Annotated in this window: 11 protein-coding genes and 1 riboswitch; of the genes, 3 read left to right on the top strand and 8 right to left on the bottom strand. The window is 56.9% G+C overall.

Annotated features, from left to right (window positions below):
* Positions 1-88: 88 nt before the first annotated feature.
* From LKO31_RS13495 to LKO31_RS13460, 8 genes are all read right to left on the bottom strand, one after another.
* On the bottom strand, positions 89-661 hold the full coding sequence (locus LKO31_RS13495) for a TMEM165/GDT1 family protein (protein ID WP_227691069.1): 573 nt from the start codon (positions 659-661) through the stop codon (positions 89-91).
* Positions 662-863: riboswitch (yybP-ykoY riboswitch) on the bottom strand.
* Between the two features lie 56 nt (positions 864-919).
* The gene (locus tag LKO31_RS13490) at positions 920-1,147 is read right to left on the bottom strand and encodes a hypothetical protein (RefSeq protein ID WP_227691068.1); all 228 of its coding nucleotides are present in this window, start codon (positions 1,145-1,147) and stop codon (positions 920-922) included.
* A 2-nt stretch (positions 1,148-1,149) separates the two neighbouring features.
* Positions 1,150-5,430, bottom strand: a complete 4,281-nt coding sequence (locus LKO31_RS13485; protein ID WP_227691067.1) for a translocation/assembly module TamB domain-containing protein — start codon at positions 5,428-5,430, stop codon at positions 1,150-1,152.
* The gene (locus tag LKO31_RS13480; protein WP_227691066.1) at positions 5,430-7,892 is read right to left on the bottom strand and encodes an autotransporter assembly complex protein TamA; all 2,463 of its coding nucleotides are present in this window, start codon (positions 7,890-7,892) and stop codon (positions 5,430-5,432) included. The genes LKO31_RS13485 and LKO31_RS13480 overlap by 1 nt, the downstream gene beginning before the upstream one ends.
* A gap of 190 nt (positions 7,893-8,082) precedes the next feature.
* Positions 8,083-9,552 carry a protein adenylyltransferase SelO gene (locus tag LKO31_RS13475; protein WP_227691065.1) on the bottom strand — a complete coding sequence of 490 codons (1,470 nt, stop codon included), beginning with the start codon at positions 9,550-9,552 and terminating at the stop codon, positions 8,083-8,085.
* A 71-nt stretch (positions 9,553-9,623) separates the two neighbouring features.
* Complete coding sequence (wecB, locus tag LKO31_RS13470; protein WP_227691064.1) at positions 9,624-10,829, bottom strand: non-hydrolyzing UDP-N-acetylglucosamine 2-epimerase; 1,206 nt, start codon at positions 10,827-10,829, stop codon at positions 9,624-9,626.
* Positions 10,830-10,918: 89 nt separating this feature from the next.
* Positions 10,919-11,965: an NAD-dependent epimerase/dehydratase family protein gene (locus tag LKO31_RS13465; RefSeq protein ID WP_227691063.1), complete on the bottom strand. Its 1,047-nt coding sequence runs from the start codon at positions 11,963-11,965 to the stop codon at positions 10,919-10,921.
* 80 nt (positions 11,966-12,045) lie between these two features.
* Positions 12,046-12,195 carry a hypothetical protein gene (locus tag LKO31_RS13460; RefSeq protein WP_227691062.1) on the bottom strand — a complete coding sequence of 50 codons (150 nt, stop codon included), beginning with the start codon at positions 12,193-12,195 and terminating at the stop codon, positions 12,046-12,048.
* 80 nt (positions 12,196-12,275) lie between these two features.
* On the opposite strand from LKO31_RS13460, the gene hslV reads away from it, so the two are divergent.
* From hslV to LKO31_RS13445, 3 genes are all read left to right on the top strand, one after another.
* Positions 12,276-12,842, top strand: coding sequence for an ATP-dependent protease subunit HslV (gene hslV / locus LKO31_RS13455; protein WP_227691061.1), 567 nt, complete (start codon positions 12,276-12,278; stop codon positions 12,840-12,842).
* A gap of 2 nt (positions 12,843-12,844) precedes the next feature.
* Entirely contained in the window at positions 12,845-14,146 is a 1,302-nt protein-coding gene (gene hslU, locus LKO31_RS13450) for an ATP-dependent protease ATPase subunit HslU (RefSeq protein ID WP_227691060.1), read from the top strand.
* Positions 14,147-14,432: 286 nt separating this feature from the next.
* Positions 14,433-15,353, top strand: coding sequence for a helix-turn-helix domain-containing protein (locus LKO31_RS13445; RefSeq protein WP_227691059.1), 921 nt, complete (start codon positions 14,433-14,435; stop codon positions 15,351-15,353).
* Positions 15,354-15,414 lie beyond the last annotated feature (61 nt).

Below are 15,414 nucleotides of genomic sequence, written 5' to 3'. Positions count from 1 at the left end.
CGTAGCGATCAGACAGCCGAAAGGCTCCTTGCCGGAGAGGGCACCCACAGGGTGCCCTCTTTGCTATTCCATCCTTAGATATTTGCGCTTAGGATATCAGTCCTGCCGTTTGCGCGATCACCCACAGGCCGATGATCAAAAACAAGGCCGCCGCAACAAACCGCACTTTGGCCAAATCCACGCGCTGCAACAAAGCCTGACCCAGAAAAATAGCGGGCACATTCGCCAACATCATCCCCAATGTTGTTCCTGCCGTGACCCACAATAGATCCTGATATTGTGCGCCCAGTGCAATGGTTGCGACCTGTGTCTTGTCACCCATTTCCACCAAAAAAAACGCCACCAACGTGGTCAAAAACGCACCGGAGCGATTTTTCGGCGCATCATCATCCTCAAATTTATCGGGTATCAGGGTCCATGCGGCCATCACGACAAAGGCAATGCCAACGGCATAGCGAAAATATTCGCTGTCCAGCAGCGACGCCGCCTTTACCCCGACCAAAGCCGCCAGCGCATGATTGGCGATGGTGGCAAATAAAATACCCAAAATGATCGGCACAGGCTTGCGAAACCGTGTTGCCAGCAATATTGCCAATAATTGCGTTTTGTCGCCAATTTCCGCCAGCGCCACGACAGCGGTTGATGTGGTAAATGCGTCCATGAACAGTCCCCGGGCCGGGCGGCAAATAAAACCAATAGACACCTTCTCTCGCCGCCCAGCCCGGACAGAAAGATCGGTGTCATTGGTCTCGCCCAAACGGAAAAATCCGTTTCCACTGCACCACGGCCTCTCGACCGAGTATGTTGACACAGTGGCCCGTTCGGTCAAACGAACGGCTGGCTACTCCCCAGATGACGCATCTTCCCTAGCCATGCTGTTCGCGACAGGCAAGCAAAAAGCTGGGGCTGGCATCGATGCTTATCGCGCCTTTTGTGCCGTGACCGTCTCCGCAGCCGTCACGCTCTCGGTTGCAACAGGCAGGCCCATTTCAACCCGCACACGCGCATCCTCTGCATGCAATTCGCGCGCGCGCTCGGATATTTCTTGGGCCGCTTTCTCATAGCGCGCATCAAAATCTGGCTCATCGGAACATGCTGTCATCAAACAGAATATCGCACCGACAATGCCGATCAAACCCAGCCGCATCGTCAATAATCCTTCCGGTATCGGACGCTCATATTGTTCTGACCCGACCCACCCGCTTGGCTCAGGATAGACAAGGCGCGCGTCAGGCTGATTTCCAACTGGGTCGCCGTATATCCGCGCCCGTCGGTAATCACCTCTAGGTAAATATCCTTGGAAATATATTGGCCCGCCGCAATCGCGGTGCCGCGCCCTTCGGTTTCATCCGCGCCCAGCACACGCAGACGATCAATACCAGCGATGGATTGCAAGGCCCCTAATGGGTTCAATCCGCCGCCGCCGCCACGCAAACTGTTCAGCGATGTTGCCAATTGCACCGCTTGCACTGGCGACAAGTTGGTGATGCTTTCACCGAATAGGATGCGCGAAACAATTTCGTCCTGCGGCAATCCGGGAACGCTGCTGAAACTAATCACCGGATTTTGTGCGCGCCCACTGACATTCACGCTGACTTCGACATTTTCAATGGTTTCGGTCGCCACCAACTGAATGGCGGGGTCATAAGCATTGCCGTCGGGGAAGCTGATCCGCCCAGTTTCCAGCGTAAAGCTGCGCCCCGCAAAGCCCAATGTCCCGCGTACCAACTCCACCTCACCCGCAACGCGCGGCGTTTCGGTTGTGCCCTGCAAACGAACATCGGCCTGCCATTCGGATTCCAATCCCATGCCGCTGACATAAATTTGCTCATTTGCACGCAAACGAATATCCAGCCGGATCAGGTCAAACAGGCCGCCACCAACATCTTGCAAACGATCGCCCGTCACACGGGCCCGTCCCAAGGCGGGCTTGCGGCGAACACCCGTCAAGCTGGGCACGGACGCCGCCCCTTCACGGACATATTTATAGCGCGCCTCCGGTATCCGCAAATCGCCAGACAGGATCGCCGTTTGACCAGCCGTCTTGACCAATTGCAAATCACCCGTCGCCTCCGCGCCCAAATTGTCGCTACGCGCCAAGCGCGCATTATTCAGCTTGGCGTTGATATTCATCGGATAACCCTGCGCCGCCGCCAGACTGATGAAACCGGACGCTTCAATGCTGCCGTCGCCTGCCTTGGCGGTCATCTTTTCAACCAGCAAGCGGTCGCCATTAAACCGGCCCGTCAGGTTCATTCCGGTCAGGCGCGTGCCGAACAATTGATTTTCATAAACCATATCCTTGCCGTGAATAACCCCTTCCAAACAGGGGCTGTTCACCGCGCAGCTAAAATCAGCCGCAACCGCAATGGGCCCGCTCACCGCCTGCTGAGCCGGACCAAAGAAGCTGTACAGCGTTTCCGACGGCCCATTATAACGAAAGCCGCCTGCCAAAGGCGATGCCATCAACCGCGTGGACCAATCCGTTCCCGCGCCAAAAGGCTTCAGCGCCGCTTGCAAACGGCCAATCACCGTTCCGCGCTGCCGCATCACCGCGCGTATATCCCCGCCATCCGCGTGTAACAATGCGATCAAATTCATATCGACCGGCTGGCTAACGGCCACCGCCGTGGTGCGGGTGAATTCATTGACCGACAATCGGATATCGGCGGTCGGCATGGCATTCGCCCCCGCCTGAACGAAATCGATGCTTCCGCTCGCGCGGCCACCCAGCCCCATGTCGGGGTATAGGTTGTTCAACAAGGCCATATTTACGCGGTCCAGACGGCTTTGCAGCATCATACCGTCTTGCCCATATCGCCCAGCCACACGGGCACGGCTGCCACGACCCAAATTCAAGGTGGTGGGCAACAACTCATAACCATCCGACAAAACGGCAATACGGGCGGGATTTTCGGTGCGGAAATTCACGCCGCTAGCGCGTCCATCCACGGCCACCCGCCACAGTGCAGGCGCCAAGTCACCATTGAGCGCGACACGGAATGGAACCCCGCTGGTGCCTTCCAACAAAGCCTGAACTTTGCCCGATCCGCCGCGATAATCCACCTTCGCGCGCCCCACCGCAATATGATAGCTTTGATAGCGCGTATCCGCGATCTGCACATCCGCGACCACATGCGGCGTGTCAAACAAGGTCACATCGGCATCGACAATCGCCGACCCAATGGACAGCCCCGCCGCCCCAGGCATGACGAGATCATTGGCACGAATATTGGCTTTGGCGGTTTGATATTTGCCATCCGCACCCAATCGCACGACGCCGCCCATGCCATTTCCGCTGGCGTCCAATTGACCGACAAACGGACCGGAGGCCGCCTGCACCAAGCGTCCCTTAAACCCAATACCGGCCAAATTGGCCCGTTCTATGTCAATGGTCATCGGGCCTTTTTGCATCAACAAGACGACATCCGCCGCCAAGGGCCCATAATCCGTATCACCGACCGCATTCAGGCGATATCCGCCATCCGCGCCCGTCACCTTGGCCAGCAAATTCGTCAGGCCAATACCAAGTCCGGGTCGCTCCGCCCGCAACGTTGCTTGTGGGTTGGTGATCGTGCCAGTCACCGCCACATCCAAGGGGCCGTAATCGGCGCTATTCGCCCGCGCATTCAGTGTCAGTTGTCCATTGGTCGCATAGCTTCCCTGCCCGCTAACCACCTGTAATTTCGGCGATGTCATCCGCAGGTTGGAAAAGCGCACGACCCCATCACTGCCATAGCGTACCGCGCTGCTGGCGATGACATTGCCGCCAGTCAAATCCTGAACTCCGCTGTTGAACAATCTGGTCGATCGCGCCCGCACCGTACCAGCCAAGGCAAAACCGCCCTTTGTGGTTTCCAAATCCATGTCGGTGCTGATGTTAAACACACCGACACTATCAATGCGATAATCATTGATACGGCCATTGATCGCGCCCGTATAAAAGGCCCGATTAAAATCCCCGATAATGATCGCCTTGGCATCGATGCGCGGCGAACGCAGGCGCAAATTATCGCTCAGCAATCGTCCATCTTTATAGGCAAAGTCGCCGTCCAAACGCACATCCACCAATGTCCCGCCTGCTGCGGTATCCAGACCGCGAATGGCCGCCGCACGGCCTGATAGCGGAACGATAATCTGGTCGGCATTGACCCGCGCCTTACCGGACAAGTTCAAGCGCTCAACGACAATATCATTCACCGCCACACGTGCAGCCTGCGCGCGATAATCCACCAATGGCTTGGCAAATTCGCCGTCCAGCACCGCATAAACCTGCATATTCTGCGCCTGAATTTGCGGCAACACCGCCGATGGACGCAATATTTTCAGGTCCAGCGCCAAAGCGTCATAGCGATTTTCACCCAAATCCACGCCGCCCGCCACGTCCAAACGCATGGCATCCGACGCCAGATTGCCGCTCAGTTCGGCTTTACGTTCGGTCAGTTTCGCTTGCAAATCAATGGCAACGGTGGGGTTTAACATGCCCTGCAAGGCATCGCCTGCCAATTGCGCTGCTTTGGCATCGCCCTTCAGGCTGAACAGACCATCCCGCGCGCCAAGGGCAATATTGGCCAATTCGGCATCCGCCAACCGCGCGGTCAAGCGGCCATCCCATGCCTTCCAATCGCCCGCCCCGTCCAGCTTGGCGGTCAACGGCTTGTCCAAACCAGCCAAGGCGGCAATCACGCCCCCCTGCGGTGCGCTAATATCCGCCTTCATCAGCAGTTTATTGGCTTCTGGAACCGCGTCCAGCACCAGTTTCAACTTGTCCCCTTTCAGCGCACCAATGGTGTCGGCATCGGCGTTAATCTTGGCGCGTCCATCCGCAATCGCGACATTTCCGACCAATCGTAGGTCATGACGCTGGCCAGCCACCGCTTCGCCAACCACAAAACGGTCGACGCGCAGCGTGCCAATATCAATGTCCAAATCCGGCAACAGCGGCGTATCGCTGGGCGGCGTCACCTTAAATTCCGGCAGGCGGGTTAGATTGATCGTCTGCGACGTTGCTGATTTGATATTCAAATGTTTGGATAAAAATGAAAATGGGCGCCAATCCACCCGAATTTCAGGCGATGTTAAAAACACGCCCTTGGGGTCCAACAACTTAAATTCCCGCAGGCGCATTTCGCCATAAAGCGACCCGTCCAGCCGCCCTATGTCGATTTTCATGCCATTTTCAAATTCCATCTTTTCGATCTGCGTCACCACAAATCGGCGGCCCGCATCGCTATTCAGGCCGATCAGGAACAGCGCCGCTAAAGCCACCAATCCGCCCAATATAATGCCGACCCAGCGCAAGATGGATCGGCCAATGCTACGCCGTTCTGACTTGGCGGTCCGTCCATCCGCCTCTACAGCCGCACCCACAGTTTGTGCCCCTAAATTGGCCTCGCCGCCGGCAGCGCCCTGTTCCACATCCTTGCTCATCAAAACGCCTGCCCAATGGAAACATAAACGCTCACGCGGCTTTCACCCGGTTTTCGGCCAATGGGTGTCGCGACATCCAGTCGCATCGGGCCGAAATTGGTATAAAAACGCCCACCCAGCCCCATGCCAACGCGCATATTGCTGAAATCAGGGGTGCTACCCGTATAGACTTGGCCCGCATCGACAAAGCCCACCACGCCATAGCTACCAAAGCGATAGCGCGCCTCCAGCCCCACTTCGTTCAAGCTGCGGCCACCAATCGGGTCATTATTTGGGTCTTTGGGCCCCAATTGCTGATAGCCAAATCCACGCACAGAGCCGCCGCCACCACCATAAAAGCGCCGCGACGGGGCCAAGCGTTCGCGATCCGCCCCAAGGATGCTGGCCACCCTGATGCGTCCGGCAATCACCAAATTATCCATCACAGGATAATAAGCGCTGCCATCAATCTGCGTTCGCGCATAGGGGGTAAAGCTGCCCGACAGCGACCCTTCCGGCTGCACCAAACCGGTGATACGAAAGCCCTTTGTTGGGTCCAGCATGGAATTGGAGCGATCAATGCCCAACTGGCCCGCCAGACCCAAAATGGTGTAAAAATCTTTGCGGCGCGACTGGGTGGTAAAATCATAATCATCTTCGCGCGTCGCGATCAGATCGGCACCAAAACTATAGGTCAGCTTTTTCTGCCACAAGGGGGTGCTTTCGCGGCTGATACGGAAACCAACACGCCCCGTAATCGCTTCAAAGGCGTCATAATTGCTGCGTAGTGCCTCTGCCACCATTTCAAAGCTGCGGTCTCGCCGCCCTGCATTGCTGCGGCGCATGGTAACACCCAGACTTTGTTCCTGTGTCCCCGCCAACCCGCGCACAATCAATGCGCCTTCGGGTGGGAATAAATTGCGGTGTTGCCAACTGCCCTCGGCGCGAAGCCCCTGCCCCGTTCCATAACCGATGCTTCCAGCCAGAGTGCGCGGCGGCCCAGCCTGCTGGGTGACCATCATCGTCACAAATTCGCTGCCATCCTCGGCATAGGTGCCGGTCGGTTGCGTTTCCGCCGCGACCGTGGACAGCAATCCGGTGGCAACCAACGCTTGCCGCAAATCATCCACTTTGCGGCTGTCATAAAGATCGCCATGTTTGAAACGCGCCAACAACTCCACATGTTCAGCATCAAAGGCCAAATCGCCCGTGGTCGAAATCCCACCAAAGCGCGCCCGATTGCCCACCTCGACCGGCAAGGTGTAAGCGCCGGTTCCGGCCGCACCATCCAGTAATATGTCCCGTTGCCCCACTTTGGTGAACGGATAGCCATGTTCTGGCAAACGCAGGGCAATCGCGGCCTCGGCGGCCAAAACCCGCTCTGCGACAATGGGTTCGCCGACGCGCAATGGGAAATTGGCGGCGATTAAATCATCCGGAATCGTTGGCCCAGCATCCACGCGAATTTCCGAAAAATTATAACGCGTACCAGCGGTAATATTCAGCGTCGCGGCCAGAGGCTCCTTGGCGTCCGATCGTATAATTTGCGTCTTCACGGCCGCGTCATAATATCCCTCGGACGCCATGATCCGCTGAACCAATTCACCATCTGCGGTCAGCCGTGCCCTTAGCATGGCAATATTATCCGCCTTACCATCGCCATCATGTAAAACCGACAAAGACCGGAACAAACGCGCCATAGAGATTTCGCTGCTGCTCTCCGCTTCACTCATTCCATTGATTTTAATGGAATACCGCACCTCTCTATTGCGGCTATCATCCGCTGCTTCGGCGAATTCCACCGGCGTCACATCAAAACTGTCCAGCGGCGGCAGCGGGGCGGATAATTCGGTATCGCGGATCGGCGAACTGCCGATCACGGGAACCATCAAGGGGACATGCACCTGTCGCTCCGTCCCCTGTGCATCGGGCATAGCATTCGCCGATGTAATGACCGCCGGTTGCCGAACGAGACCATCCGCATCACTGCCGCCATCTGTATCGCTATCGCCTGCGTCATTTTGCGAAGCCAAAGTCGCGGTATCGCCGCCATTGCCATTGCGGCGGGCCAAACGCTCCGCCGCTTCATCCGCCTGACGTTGCTCAAATTCCGCGATCGTTTCCAAGGGGCGGCTCAGTTCGGGGTCATCCTCCGCCGAAATAGGCGGAATGGCTTTGCGAAATTCCTCATCCTCGATGATCGGTTCCACCACGGGAAACAGCACATTGGGCGGGGGCGGTGATGGGGCGGCAATATCGCGGCCATCGGCATCACGACTATCAGCCGAAGCGGCGGGCTCAGCCCTCGCCTCGCTTGCCGCATTACCTTGGCTTTGCTCCCCCACAGCCATTCCAGATTTGCGCTCCCCTTCCGACGCCGACGAAACTTGTGCCTGCGCCTGTGCGCCCAACAACAGGGCAGCCACAGAGACGGAAAGGGACAAAGCCCCCCGCGCATGACCCGACCATCGCTTGCTTGTCATGGCAATATCGCGCCCGATCAAAATCATATCGCCCTTTTTCATTCCGCCCGTCTTACCCTTATTGGGTCACGCTGATGCATTATGCTGCACCGGTCAACCAATCTGCGATCTGTGCCACAGGCTTTCTGGCCATGCCAAAAACCACCTCGTTTCACACGGAACAACCAACCGCGTGACTTGGTTCCCCCTCTCATGTACCGCAAAAGGTGCGATAGGGCGGATTTTCCGCTGGTGCAGGCTGGTCATAGCCTTCGGCATCCGCCTGTAGGCGATACGGATTTTGCACGATGGCCAGCAATTTTTGCCATTGGTGCAAATCCCCTGCTTCGGCCTGTTCCAAAGCACCCTCAACCAAATGATTGCGCGGAATATATAGCGGGTTCACCCTATCCATCGCATCGGCCCGCACCGCCAAATCGACCGCGCCGCACTCGCTTTGCAGACGCGCGCTCCATTGATAGCGCCAAATGTCCCAAGCATCCCCACCAAAGGGCACCAGCGCATCCACATCCCCGCGCAGTAGCTGGGCCAAAGCGCGAAACAGTCCGGTGAAATCTGCGCCCTGCGCTTCCATCACCTCAAATAATCCATCGAACAATTCGCGGTCGTGGTCCTGCGCTTCACTCAGGCCCAATTTGGCCCGCAAATTGGCTTCCCATTTGGCACGGAAGCGGCTGGGCACCGTATCGACCAAGGCCTTGGTCGTTTCAACATCATCGGGATTCACGCTGTGGATGGCAGGCAACAAAGCTTCGGCCAAACGCGCCATATTCCAATGCAAAATCTGCGGCTGGCGACCATAAGCATAGCGGCCATGTCGGTCGATGGAACTGAACACCGCGCCCGCCTTAAAATGATCGACAAAGGCGCACGGTCCATAATCGATGGTTTCCCCGCTGATGGCGACATTGTCGGTGTTCATGACGCCATGCACAAAACCCACCGCCATCCAATCGGCGACCAATTGTGCCTGCCGCTCGATCACCCGTTCCAGCAACGCCAGCGGCGGATTGGCGGTTGTCGCAAGGTCCGGATAATGGCGTTTTATGCTATAATGCGCCAATTGGCTGACATAAGGCTCGCCATGATGGGCCGCAAAATATTGAAATGTCCCAATCCGAATATGACTGGCGGCAACCCGCGTCAACACAGCGCCAGGATGCGCCTTTTCCCGCTGCACCCGTCCGCCCGTGGCCACTACGGCCAAAGCTCGCGTCGTCGCTATCCCCATCGCGGCCATGGCTTCGGACACCAGATATTCCCGCAGCACTGGCCCAATGGCGGCCTTGCCATCGCCGCTGCGCGAAAATTCGGTGCGCCCTGCCCCTTTTAATTGAACATCCCAGCGCGACCCATTGGGGGCCAAAACCTCCCCCAGCAAAATGGCGCGTCCATCCCCCAATTGCGGGGAGAAATGCCCAAATTGATGCCCCGCATAAGCAAAGGCCAGAGGGTCGCTCCCCTCCACAGCCTCCGCGCCCGACAGCCAACGCGCCCATTGCGCTGCGCTGGCATCATCATGCGGTCCTTCCAAACCCAATTGCTGGGCTAAAGCGTCGTTAAACGCCAAGATTTGCGGGTTTGGTGCAATTTCGGCAACAGCGGGCGCATAAAAGCCCTGCATCTCTTTGAAAAAACTGTTGTCGAATGGGAATCGCATGGACTGTCTCCTTGCCCTATCTATGAAAGGGCAAAGGTTAAAAAGTCCAGTGGTGTGGCACCCCCTTGCGCCTAAGCATCGACCTTTTCGGACAAATCCTGCGCCCGTGCGGGCCGCTGGCCCCGCCACCACGCGGCGATGGCTTCACCGATATGCTGACTGGCCTGTCCATCACCATAGGGGTTATGCGCAAATTGCATCGCCCGATAAGCCGCGTCATCGTCCAACAATTGTCGCGCCGCCGCCACAATCGCCTCTGCATTGGTCCCCACCAATTGGACGGTGCCGGCCGCCACGGCTTCGGGCCGCTCGGTCACATCGCGCATCACCAACACGGGCTTGCCCAGCGACGGTGCTTCTTCTTGCACCCCGCCGCTGTCGGTTAAGATGAAATGGCTGCGCTGCATCAAATAGATGAACGGCAGATAGTCTTGGGGCGGCAATAAATGCACATTGGGCAAATCCCCCAGCGCTGCCTCAACAGGCCCTTTCACTTGCGGGTTCAGATGAACGGGATAGACAATTTCCACATCCTCGCGGGCCGCCAAGTGCCGCAAAGCTTGGCAAATTTGGGCGAAACCATCGCCGAAGCTCTCCCGCCGATGGCCTGTGACCAAAATCATCCGCTTGTCAGGGTTCAGCCCAAATGCAGCCGCCATCTCTGCCTCCATCGCGCTGCCGCTGGTCATGCGCGATGCCACGCTCATCAACGCGTCAATGACGGTATTGCCGGTTACAAAAATCTGATCTTCTGCAATATTTTCAGCCAGTAAATTGGCCTTGCTGCGCAGCGTCGGCGCAAAGTGCAAGGCGGCAACGCCGCCAGTCAGCCGCCGGTTGCCTTCCTCGGGCCATGGCGACAAGATATTTCCTGTCCGCAGACCCGCCTCGACGTGGCCCACAGGGATTTGCTGATAATAAGCCGCCAAAGATGCGCCCAGCGTGGTGCTGGTATCGCCATGCACCAGCACCAAATCGGGCGCACAATCCCGCAAAGCAGGGCGCAAGCCTTGCAAAATGGCACAGCTAATGTCGGTTAAATCCTGCCCCGATTGCATGATATTCAGATCATAATCGGGTGTTATGTCAAACAGGTCCAAAACCTGATCCAACATCTGTCGGTGCTGCGCCGTCACGCACACTTTAATGTCCATGTCTGTGTATTTTTGCAGCCACAGCACCAAGGGCGCCATTTTAATCGCCTCTGGCCGCGTTCCGAATATCAGCAACACCACCGGCTGTACGCGGTCGGTTGCCCCCTCCCCCTGTTGTGTCATCGGATCCCCCAATCCTTTGACAGCCTGTTACCTTGTTATACGGCAACCCAATATTCGCAGATGCCGTGGTTCATGGCCGTCCTGACGTCCTATTTTTCGTAATAGTCACGATACCATTCCACAAATATTTTGACCCCGTCAACAATTTTGGTCTGGGGCCGATAACCGATCAACTGGTCCAACAAGCCGCAGTCCGCCCATGTTTCTGGAATGTCGCCCAATTGCATATCCATATAATGGCAATCGGCGCTTATCCCCAACGCCTGTTCAATGGCCTGAATAAAATCCATCAACGCGATTTTGTCGCCATTCCCAATATTCACCACCCGCCAAGGCGCGACAGGCGACAGGCTATCCCCTTCGTAACGGACATAATCGCCGCGATCACGGGACGCCAGTTGGGCCGGAACAACATCCATCAGCAGATGAACGGCGCGCACCAAATCCGCAATATAGGTAAAATCCCGCGCCATTTGCCCATTGTTGTAAACATCAATAGCCTTGCCATCCAGCATCGCCGCCACAAATTTAAACAACGCCAAATCGGGCCGCCCCCACGGCCCATAAACGGTGAAAAACCGAAACATCGTCATGGGAATATGATATAGATGGGCATAGCTATGGGCCATGGCTTCACCCGCCACCTTTGTGGCGGAATATATGCTCAGCGGGTTGGCCACCGCCTGACTTTCGGTAAAGGGCATATCATCATTCGCGCCGTAAACAGACGATGTTGATGCCATTAACACATGCTGGGGACGCACGACCTTTACCGCTTCCAACATATGGAATGTCCCAATAATATTGGCATCCACAAAGGCCTGCGGTTGCTCCACGCTATGCCGTACACCCGCCTGCGCCGCCAGATGAATGACGATATCCGGCGCAAATTCTGACATGGCACTATGCAGGGCTTCACCATCTTCCAACATCGCCTCTGTTGCGCTGAAATGCGGATGTTGGAACAAGATCTGATGACGGCGACGTTTCAGCGCCACGTCATAATATTCGGTCATGCCGTCATATCCGGCAACCACATAACCCTCGGCCAACAATAATCGCGCTAGGTGAAAACCAATAAAGCCCGCTGTACCGGTAATGAATACACGCTGCTTTTCAGCCGCATGGCCTGTCATGGACGCCAGCCTCCCTGTCCGTCGGTTTTCCCAAATATTCGGCGTGCCGCCCGATGCCCTATCGGTCGGAATAGCCCGCATTATATCGTGCCCGCCGACCAATCGGCTGCCCGCGTCAACGGCATATTTTCCAATGCTTTGCCCGATCCGCCCCATGGCAGCAAGCCCGAATAATCGATGTCGATACGGCCAGTCCGTCCCCATTGCGTGCCGGTTCTGCGGGTGGCCAAGAATGAAGCATGATAAAAAGGCCTATTCCCATCCCCGCCATCTCTTGCAGCGACCCATCTTATTTCCCATATCGCGCGTTATGACCGATCCTCATGCACAGAGTGCCTCTCCTTGGCACGGAACCACTATCCTCTCTGCCCGCAGCGACAATAAAGTCATCATTATCGGTGATGGTCAGGTGTCGATGGGCCAAACTGTTATGAAACCCAACGCCCGCAAAGTGCGCCGTCTGCATGATGGCAGCGTGATCGGCGGGTTCGCGGGGGCCACCGCCGACGCTTTCACTTTATTTGAACGGCTGGAGGCCAAGCTGGAACGCCACAATGGTCAATTGCTGCGCGCGGCGGTTGAATTGGCCAAAGATTGGCGCACCGACAAATATTTACGCAATCTGGAAGCGATGATGATCGTTGCGGACAAGGAGATCACGCTGGTCATCACGGGCAATGGCGATGTGCTCGAACCCACGGGCGGCATCGCAGCCATTGGTTCGGGCGGCAATTTCGCATTGTCGGCAGCCCGCGCCTTGGTAGATTATGAAAAAGACCCCGAAATTTTGGGCCGCAAAGCCATGCAAGTTGCCGCGGATATCTGTGTCTATACCAACGACCAGTTCACGCAGGAAATTATCGAGATTAAGGCATAATCATGAACAAGGACCTGACCCCCAAGGCCATCGTTGCGGCGCTGGACAGCCATATTATTGGCCAAAAAGCCGCCAAGCGCGCCGTGGCAGTGGCCCTGCGCAACCGCTGGCGTCGTCAACAATTGGACGCCGATTTGCGCGATGAAGTGACGCCCAAAAATATTCTGATGATCGGCCCCACGGGCTGCGGCAAAACCGAAATTTCGCGCCGCTTGGCCAAATTGGCTGACGCCCCCTTCATCAAGATCGAAGCCACCAAATTCACCGAAGTCGGCTATGTTGGCCGCGATGTGGAACAAATCGCTCGTGATTTGGTCGAAGAATCCGTGCGTCTGGAAAAAGAACGCCGCCGCGAAGCGGTGCGCGGCGCGGCCGAAGAAGCAGCGCTGGAACGCCTGCTCGACGCGCTTACGGGCAAGGGCGCAAGCGAAGCCACCCGCGCCAGCTTCCGCCAACGTTTCCAAGACGGCCATTTGAACGACAGCGAAATTGAAATCGAAGTGGTGGATGCCCCATCCATGCCGATGGACATACCGGGTCAACCTGGCGGCATTGGCATGATTAACTTGGGCGACATGCTGGGCAAAGCCATGGGCGGTGCGCCCAAGAAGAAACGCAAGCTCAAGGTGACGGATGCATGGAAGCGCCTGATCGAGGAAGAGCAGGACAAGCGTTTGGACCAAGATGACGTCGCCCGCGTCGCCATCGCCGATGCCGAAGCCAATGGCATTGTCTTTCTGGACGAAATCGACAAAATCGCCGTCAGCGACACGCGCGGCGCATCGGTCAGCCGCGAAGGCGTGCAGCGCGATCTGCTGCCCTTGATCGAGGGCACAACGGTTGCCACCAAATATGGCCCGATGAAAACCGACCATGTGCTGTTCATCGCCTCTGGTGCTTTCCATGTCGCCAAACCCAGCGACCTGTTGCCAGAATTGCAGGGCCGCCTGCCCATAAGGGTCGAATTGAACGCGCTGACCGAGACCGATTTCGTCAGCATCCTGACCGACACCAAGGCTGGTTTGCCCGAACAATATATGGCGCTGATCGCCACCGAAGGTGTGCGCTTGAACTTCATGCCTGACGCCATTGCCGAAATCGCGAAAATGGCGGCTGATGTGAACGAACGGGTCGAAAATATTGGCGCGCGCCGCCTGCAAACCATCATGGAACGCTTGGTCGAAGAAGTCAGCTTCAATGCCGAAGACATGCACGGTGTCACCGTCGATGTCGATGCCGCCTATGTCCGCAGCCAATTGGCCGACGTTGTTCAGGACACCGACCTTAGCAAATATGTCCTGTAAATTCGGTATTTTGCGATAAATTCCATATGCGGGGCGGTGACATCATCACCGCCCCGCATTGCCATTTCTGACCAATGCTCGCGATTGTGTGACGATCATCATTGGGACATCATCCTGTCTTGATGCCGCCACCCGCCGCTCTTCGGCATATGGGCCGCAGAATATTCTTCACAATATTGTTCAAATTGCGCCTTTTTTGCGTGATGATCATTTGACTTTTCCAACGCCGCAATGCGATGAACAGCTATGGACCCCAACGAGAAATTGGGCAGCGTCGGAGACAAAAATGGCAGATGAACAGATCGCTTTAGAAGGCCAAGAAGCGATCAAATTAACGGGCGACCGGCTGCGCGAAGCGCGCGAAGCCTTGGGTTTAACGCTGGCCGATGTGGCCCAACGAACCCGCATCACCCAGCGACATTTGCGTGCGGTCGAAGAATCGCAATTTTCCGAACTGCCTGGCCGCACCTATGTTACGGGTTTTGCGCGCGCTTACGCCCGCGCCATTAATTTACCGGAGACAGAAATTGCTGCCGCTGTCCGCCGCGAGTTAGAGGATGAGCATTACACCGCCCGTCCCATCTACGAAGCCTATGAACCGACCGACCCAGCGCGTTTACCGACCAAACGTCTGGCCATCACCTTTGTCATCATCACGGCCTTATTGGCGTCGGCCTATGGTGTATGGCGTTTTGTGTCGGTGGAACCGGACGAAGCGTTGCGCGCCGCCCAAATGCGGGCCGCAGACGAAAATGCATCGCCAACGGTTGCGGCGCCCGGAACCGCCGCACCGGCTGGCCAAACGCCCGCTGGTCAGGCCATAGCCGCCGACGCCCCCGTCATCCTCACGGCCGTCGGCAACGCGGCCGAGGTTTGGATCGGCTTTGACGATGCCCAAGGCAAAGCCCGCGATTCCCGCACCTTGAAAGCGGGTGAGCATTTCCAATTGCCCGCCGATTATGTCGCCAATTATACGCTGCGCACCAGCCGCCCTCAGGCCCTGCAAATCACTGTCGGCGGACGGGATGTCGGCTCCTTGGGATCCGCCGATCTGTTGGTAAAAAATGTCTCCCTCAAGGTTGCAGATCTGATTGCCCGCGCCGACAGCAATGGCACATCAACCGCGCCTGTTCCTGTGCCTGCAACAACACCGGCAGTGACGGCACCCGTCGCAGCTGCACCAATCGCGCCAACGCCCGCGCGCTAAATTTCCGGTGGGCCGCGACCTTTACCGGCGGCCCGCTCCACCCAAAATGACCAGCGGCAAG

It is taken from the genome of Sphingopyxis yananensis (assembly GCF_020687785.1).
Classification (GTDB): Bacteria; Pseudomonadota; Alphaproteobacteria; order Sphingomonadales; family Sphingomonadaceae; genus Sphingopyxis; species Sphingopyxis yananensis.
The sequence above is the reverse complement of the archived record's forward strand: the minus strand, read 5'-3'. Positions and strand labels throughout refer to the sequence as shown.

What these genes read in the sequence shown, in the direction of transcription:
- LKO31_RS13465 (WP_227691063.1), bottom strand. Translation starts at nt 11,965, where the DNA reads ATGACAGGCCATGCGGCTGAAAAGCAGCGTGTATTCATTACCGGTACA.
- LKO31_RS13495 (WP_227691069.1), bottom strand. Translation starts at nt 661, where the DNA reads ATGGACGCATTTACCACATCAACCGCTGTCGTGGCGCTGGCGGAAATT.
- hslU (WP_227691060.1), top strand. Translation starts at nt 12,845, where the DNA reads ATGAACAAGGACCTGACCCCCAAGGCCATCGTTGCGGCGCTGGACAGC.
- LKO31_RS13475 (WP_227691065.1), bottom strand. Translation starts at nt 9,552, where the DNA reads ATGCGATTCCCATTCGACAACAGTTTTTTCAAAGAGATGCAGGGCTTT.
- LKO31_RS13485 (WP_227691067.1), bottom strand. Translation starts at nt 5,430, where the DNA reads ATGAGCAAGGATGTGGAACAGGGCGCTGCCGGCGGCGAGGCCAATTTA.
- LKO31_RS13490 (WP_227691068.1), bottom strand. Translation starts at nt 1,147, where the DNA reads ATGCGGCTGGGTTTGATCGGCATTGTCGGTGCGATATTCTGTTTGATG.
- wecB (WP_227691064.1), bottom strand. Translation starts at nt 10,829, where the DNA reads ATGACACAACAGGGGGAGGGGGCAACCGACCGCGTACAGCCGGTGGTG.
- LKO31_RS13445 (WP_227691059.1), top strand. Translation starts at nt 14,433, where the DNA reads ATGGCAGATGAACAGATCGCTTTAGAAGGCCAAGAAGCGATCAAATTA.
- hslV (WP_227691061.1), top strand. Translation starts at nt 12,276, where the DNA reads ATGACCGATCCTCATGCACAGAGTGCCTCTCCTTGGCACGGAACCACT.
- LKO31_RS13480 (WP_227691066.1), bottom strand. Translation starts at nt 7,892, where the DNA reads ATGACAAGCAAGCGATGGTCGGGTCATGCGCGGGGGGCTTTGTCCCTT.